Consider the following 6,360-nt stretch of genomic DNA (forward strand, 5'->3'; position numbering starts at 1 on the left):
AGACCTGCAGAAAACATGTTTCTGCAGGTCTTTTTTTTATTGTCGAGCCCTGGGTAGCGCTTCCGGGGGCCTGACGGGACAGGGTTTTCCTGCTCTGTCCGTTATGCTTTTCCGCAGAGAGGGCATTGAGGGTCGCGGCTTACCGGAACCCTGCGCATGGTCATTGAAAGACAGTTATAGGTAAGAATCGTGTTGCACAGGGGCGTGCCGATCGAGAGCAGATACTTGATCGTCTCGGTGGCCTGTATGGCACCCATGACTCCCGGAAGGGTGCCGAGCGGCCCCGTCGGAATCTGTTTTTCATGGATTTTCCCTTCATGAAATACGCACCGGAGGCATGCGCTTTCACCCGGATTGACGGTCATGGTCTGTCCCGAGAACTCGCTTATGCCGGCATGAGAGTAGGGCTTCGCTTCCATATGGCAGGTTTCGGCTATCAGGAGTTTCGCCCTGAAGTTGTCGGTCGCATCAATCACGAAATCATATCTTGCGATGATTTCCGCTGCATTTGCCGCACTGAGCCGGAAGGGATGGAGCGTGAGCCTGGTATCGGGATTGAGCGCCCTGAGCCGTTCCGCTGCCGATGATACCTTAAGGGTTCCGACGGAGGGTGTTGTATGCAGGATTTGGCGCTGCAGGTTGCCGAGTTCCACCCTGTCGCCGTCGACGATTCCGATGGTGCCGATGCCTGCCGCGGCGAGATAGAACGCCGCAGGGGAACCGAGCCCTCCGGCTCCGACCACCAGAACTTTTGCCCGAAGCAGTTTTATCTGCCCCTCTTCTCCTATTTCCGACAGGGAGAGATGGCGCCCGTACCGCTCGCGCTGCCTTTCGTTCAGTTCCATTTCTTCATGTTTTCAGGCGCTCTTTCAGCTCTTTTCCGCCGATGAGGGGCCGTTATAGGCATGCTCCCAGTTCTTGAAGACCGGTTCGATGTTTTTTTCGCGCAAAGCCTTGCAGAAGGCTTCGGCGGAGCGGTCGTCGAAAATGTCGAACTGCCCACGGTCGCCTGACTCCGTATCGGAGTAGCCTCCGACCGTGGTTCGGCTTGCAATGCTCATTCGGGTAATGCCGAGTCCGGCCATGCCGTCGCGGAAAGCCGGGCTTTCACGGGTAGAGAGCACAAGTTCCACATCGGGCAGCGCAATGCGGAAGGCAAAGATCATGCGTGCCAGCAGGTGATCGCTTATCGTGAAAGGCGGCTGGTAGCTGCCGGTCTGCGGCCGTATGCGGGGGAACGAGAGCGAAAGGCCTGCCCGCCAGTACGTTTTTCCGAGATGACGGAGATGGCGGTAGAGCATGAGCGCGTCTTCCTGCGGATCTGCCAGGCCGAGGAGCACGCCGAGCCCTGCGGTTTTGATGCCTCCTTCCAGTGCGCGCGACGGGGTGTCGAGACGTTCGAGGAAATCTTTTTTGGGGCCCCACCGGTGGAGTTCGGCGTAACGGGCCCGGTCGTAGGTTTCCTGGTAGATGGTGATGCCGGTGCAGCCCGCCTCCGCCAGTTCACGGTATTCAGCGACGCTCATGGGAAAGGCTTCCACCGTTACGCGCTGCATGTCTGCTGCGGCCGTGGCAACGGAGGTTCTGAGATAGTCGAAATCCGCGGCTTTGGTGCGCTCTCCGGTGAGCAGCAGCACGTCGCTGATGCCGAGGCGTTTCATGGCTGCGAGTTCTTTTCGGATTTCTTCCTGTTCAAGGCGCCGTCGCGGGGTTGTCCTGTCGGAGGCGAAGCCGCAGTAGGCGCAGCCGCTCGAACAGTGGTTCGAAAGGTAGAGCGGCGCGTAGAGCGTCATGGTGCGACCGAACCGGCGCAGGGTTATGGCTCTGGACTGCGCGGCAAGAAGTTCAAGCGTCCATCGCGAATCGGGTGCGAGCATCTCCCTGAAGCTGGCTTCATCGGGGCCGGGGTTCAGCCATTCGGGCAGCAGGGCGTTCATGATGCCGGCCCAAGGAATGCGGTGAGCGGGCTTGTGGCGACTGCCATACCGCTTTTTTGCATGATACCGGCCCTGAAGGCCTTGCGTCCGGCGGCAACGGCTTCGGCAAAGGCTTCGGCCATGGCGGGTGGATCGCCGGCTACGGCTACGGCGCTGTTGACGAGTACGGCACCGCATCCCATTTCCATGGCAAGCGCCGCTTCCGAGGGAGAGCGCAATCCCGCATCGACAATGACGGGTATGTTGCTTTCACGGATAATGATGCGGAGCATTTCCGCGGTTGCCAGCCCCTGGCCGCTGCCGATCGCCGAGCCGAGCGGCATGACGGAGGCGCATCCGGCCTCTTCGAGCCGTTTGGCAAGCACAGGGTCTGCCGGTATGTAGGGCATGACGAGAAATCCCTCCTTTGCGAGAATTTTCGATGCCTCGTAGGTTTCGATGGGGTCCGGCATGAGATGCTGCGGGTTGGGATGGATCTCGACCTTGATGAACGGGCTGCCTGAGAGTTCTCTCGATATACGGGCTGCCTGGACAGCTTCGGCGGCCGTCGAGGCTCCCGAAGTGTTGGGCATGAGCGTGATGCCTGGTATTGCGCTGAGCGGAGTGAAAAGATCGTCTTCAGGTTGTTCGCGGTTGAACCGCCGGAGCGCGACGGTGACAAGACCGGTTCCGGAAGCTTTTATCGCTTCAAGCATCACGCTTGAGCTGCTGAACTTGCCTGTTCCGAGAATCAGGCGGGAAGAGAATGTATAGCTACCTAAGTGCAGTGAATCCATAAGAGTTGTTGAGAGGGTTAGCCTCCTCCGGCAAATATCAGAATTTCAACCCGGTCGCCCTCTTCAAGCCGGGCGGCCGAACGGTTTTCGGGACGGACGATTTGATCATTGAGTACGGTTGCCACGGTTTTCCCCTCTGAAGCGATAGTTGTCAGCAGATCGCTGACTGAGGAACATCGGGGCAGCGTGAACGGTTCCCCGTTGAGCTGAATAGTAACTATTTGCGGCATTTCATGCATATGCGGTTTCTGTCCGGCTGAATATAACGATGAAAGAACAATTGCCCTATTCTCTTGGGGGCGGGCTTTCTTCGGGACTCTTTTTTTTGAACGCGAGCCGGCGGTTCCGCTGGTCGTCGCCCGCGGCATTCCTGCTTTTCAGGCTCCCGAAGGAGCGAGGGTGCCTGCCTGCGGCAGATCGGAGAGTGCCGCAAGCAGGTCGGCTTCGAGATCCCCGGCATGTTCCAGTCCTATCGACATACGCACAAGATTGTCGCTGCAGCCGCGTTTCCGGCGTTCTTCGGCCGAAAGCGCTCCAAGCGTCATTTTCGCGGGAGATGCTACGAGCGATTCGACTCCGCCGAGACTGTCGGCAAGAGCGAAGAGCGAGAGTCCGGCAACCAGCCGCTCGACGGCAGGCAGGCCGCCTTTGAGCGCAATGGTCAGCATCCCGCTGAAACCGCTCATCTGTCGCCTGGCCAGTTCGTGCTGGGGGTGCGAGGGGAGACCGGGGTACCAGACCCGCTCGATCGCCGGGTGCCGTTCAAGCAGCTTCGCAAGATGGAGGGCGTTGGCCTCATGCTCCTTCATCCGGATTTTAAGGGTTTTCAGTCCGCGCATGATCAGCCAGCAGTCCCATGGGCCGGGTATGGCTCCTGCTGCGGCCTGATAGTTTTTTATGGTCTTGTGCAGGGTCTCGTCGTTGAGCACCACGGCACCGCCGATCACATCGCTGTGTCCTCCGAGGTACTTGGTAGTGCTGTGCACCACAATGTCGGCACCGAGTTCGAGCGGGCGCTGAAAGTAAGGGCTTGCAAAGGTGTTGTCGACGGCAACCAGAATGTCGCGCTCCCGGGCAATCAAGGCCAGCTCCCGGATGTCCGAAAGCCTGAGCAGCGGATTGCTGGGGCTTTCCAGCCAGATGAGCCTTGTTTCAGGACGGATGCACCGGACATAACTCTCGGTGTCCTCATTTTCGGCGTAGGAGACAGTGACCCCCCAGGGGCGCAGGAGCTGTTCGAAAATCCGGTAGGTTCCGCCGTAGATGTCCAGACCGGAGACGATATGGTCGCCGGGTCTGAGCACCTGCAGGGCGGCCATGGTGGCCGCGGCGCCCGAGGCGAACGCGAGACCGAATTTTCCTTTTTCGAGCAGTGCCAGAGTCGATTCGAGCGCCTGGCGTGTCGGGTTTCCTATTCTTGAATAAAAGAACTCCCGACGCTGATAGAGATCTTCCCGCTCGAACGTCGAGGTCTGAAAAACCGGAACGGTTACCGAGCCCGTGTGCGGATCGGGGGTTTGTCCGTCATGGATTGAGAGGGTTTCGAACTGCATGGCGCCTTTTGTTATGTTGCCTTACCCGTATACTGCTACAAGGTAATACAGCCGGATTTATTTACAAGGGATGAAGCGCTTCCCCGAGCGCCTCGATCAGGTCGTCGGGATGTTCGAGCCCTATGGAAAGCCGGATCAGTTCCCGGGATAGTCCGCCCTGTTGCTGCTGCTCCTCCGACAACTGGCTGTGCGATGTGCTTGCCGGATGCAGGATGAGGCTTTTGGCGTCACCCACGTTGGCAAGGTGCGAAAAGAGTCTGATGGAATCGATAAGGCTTACGGCGGCATCGTATCCTCCTTTTACCCCGAACACCACCATGCCTCCGAACCCTTTTTTCAGGTCTTTCGATGCACTCGCATGAGAAGGATCGTTTTTCAGGCCTGGATAGCGAACCCATGCAACTTTGGGATGACGCTCCAGATATTCAGCAACCCTGAGCGCGTTTTCGCAATGCCGCGCCATGCGCACCGGCAGGGTTTCCAGGCCCTGCAGCAGGATCCAGGAGTTGTCGGGTGAAATGCACGATCCGAGGTTTCTCAGCGGCACCGTGCGCACCCTAAGGGCGAACGCGATCGGAGCGAGCGGCTCGGGAAGGTCGAGCGCCCACCTCAGCCCGTGATAGTTGCCGTCGGGTTCGGTAAAGAGCGGATGGCGGCCTTTTTTCCAGTCAAAACGTCCGGCATCGGTAATGCTCCCTCCCAGCGCAGCGCCGTGTCCTCCTATCCATTTTGTCAGGGAGTTGACCACGATATCGGCCCCTAGCTCTATGGTTTTGAGCAGGTAGGGTGTCGTGAACGTCGCGTCAACGATCAGGGGGAGGTCGTTGCGGTGGGCGACATCTGCGATGGCCTGCACCCCGGTGTAATCCAGAGCGGGATTGCCGATGGTTTCGATGAAGATCGCCCTTGTATTTTCCGTTATCGCTCGCTCGAAGTTTTCGGGTTTGTCGGGATTGACGAAGGTCACGTTGATGCCGAGTTTCGGCAGAATGGCGTCGAACTGGGTATAGGTGCCGCCGTAGAGGTTGCTGGCAGCAACGATGTTGTCGCCTGCTTCGGCAAGCGTGATGACGGCATAGAATATCGCCGCCGTGCCCGATGCGAGCGCAACGGAAGCCGCACCGCCTTCAAGTTCGGTTATCCGCTGTTCGAGGATGTCGGTGGTCGGATTCATCAGGCGGGTATAGATGTTGCCCAGCTCCCTGAGGGCAAACAGATTGGCCGCATGTTCCGTGTTTTTGAAAAGGTAGGAGCTGGTGCGGTATACCGGTACGCCGCGGGACTGTGTCTGGTCGACGGGCTGCCCTGCATGCAGGGCAAGCGTTTCGAAGCGGTAGTTGTTTGAGATCATCGGTATTGTTGTTTAGTTGCCGGGTTGCGGTTTTTTATCTCATTTAGCCTGCCCGGAAGAGTTTAGTTAGCAGCAGGCGGTCATTTTCCAAAGAGCCTGTAGCGCTGCAGATTGAACTGGTAGTAGAGGAAGCAGCCGAAACAGAATCCTCCGAGTGCCACAGCGGCGGCAGCTCCGACCATGCCGGCAAGAATCCATCCGGCCGCGGGCACTCCCAGAAGGAACGCGAGCTGCGAGGATCCGAGCAGGACAGCCGCAATGGCATTGTTGAAGCGCATCAGTCGAGGGCTCTCGGCCGCAGAGCCTTCAATCTGCCGGGAGAGCATCCGTGAGCTGATCAGAAAGATCGGGCTTGCGCTTTTTCCAAAGATGACGGCAGGCAAAATTATGACAAACAGCAAGGTTATCAGCAGTGGCTGCTGAAGAACAAGTGCCGCAACCACTCCGGCGAGCAGGACAATGCGGTTAAGTCTGACAATGGGCTCCGGAATCGAGGCGGTCTTTTCTTCATATGATTTTACTGACATGGCTATGACGGTGGTTTGATTTTTTTGAAATAAAAAAGCCGGTTCTGGCACTGTGAACCGGCTTTTTCGGAATATACCCTGAAGTGGACCCCATTGAGCAGACAAAAAAAGGTCAAGTTTAAGGTGGTAACCCACCGGTTGGTTATGCAGCTTCTTGTTGCTGCCCTGTAGTCTCCGATGACCCTTCGGAGGCACTTTTTTGAGAGAACTTGTCAA

7 protein-coding genes are annotated in these 6,360 nt (G+C 57.9%); all 7 read right to left on the reverse strand.

What is annotated here, in order from left to right; all coding sequences use genetic code 11:
- Window positions 1–101: 101 nt before the first annotated feature.
- Entirely contained in the window at window positions 102–845 is a 744-nt protein-coding gene (locus K9G39_RS10100) for a HesA/MoeB/ThiF family protein (protein ID WP_292004801.1), read from the reverse strand.
- A gap of 24 nt (window positions 846–869) precedes the next feature.
- Window positions 870–1,937, reverse strand: a complete 1,068-nt coding sequence (gene thiH / locus K9G39_RS10105) for a 2-iminoacetate synthase ThiH (protein ID WP_292004802.1) — start codon at window positions 1,935–1,937, stop codon at window positions 870–872.
- Entirely contained in the window at window positions 1,934–2,713 is a 780-nt protein-coding gene (locus K9G39_RS10110) for a thiazole synthase (protein WP_292004803.1), read from the reverse strand. Before K9G39_RS10110 ends, thiH begins: the two co-directional genes overlap by 4 nt.
- A 17-nt stretch (window positions 2,714–2,730) precedes the next feature.
- Window positions 2,731–2,943, reverse strand: coding sequence for a sulfur carrier protein ThiS (gene thiS / locus K9G39_RS10115; RefSeq protein WP_292004804.1), 213 nt, complete (start codon window positions 2,941–2,943; stop codon window positions 2,731–2,733).
- A 147-nt stretch (window positions 2,944–3,090) separates the two neighbouring features.
- A complete protein-coding gene (locus K9G39_RS10120; RefSeq protein ID WP_292004805.1) occupies window positions 3,091–4,266 on the reverse strand; it encodes an aminotransferase class I/II-fold pyridoxal phosphate-dependent enzyme in 1,176 nt (391 codons plus the stop codon).
- A 61-nt stretch (window positions 4,267–4,327) separates the two neighbouring features.
- A complete protein-coding gene (locus tag K9G39_RS10125; protein WP_292004806.1) occupies window positions 4,328–5,617 on the reverse strand; it encodes an O-acetylhomoserine aminocarboxypropyltransferase/cysteine synthase family protein in 1,290 nt (429 codons plus the stop codon).
- An 80-nt stretch (window positions 5,618–5,697) separates the two neighbouring features.
- Window positions 5,698–6,144 (reverse strand): DUF4395 domain-containing protein, encoded by a 447-nt coding sequence (locus tag K9G39_RS10130; RefSeq protein WP_292004807.1) that lies wholly within the window; start codon window positions 6,142–6,144, stop codon window positions 5,698–5,700.
- Window positions 6,145–6,360 lie beyond the last annotated feature (216 nt).

The organism is Chlorobium sp. (genome assembly GCF_021740465.1).
Classification (GTDB): domain Bacteria; phylum Bacteroidota; class Chlorobiia; order Chlorobiales; family Chlorobiaceae; genus Chlorobium.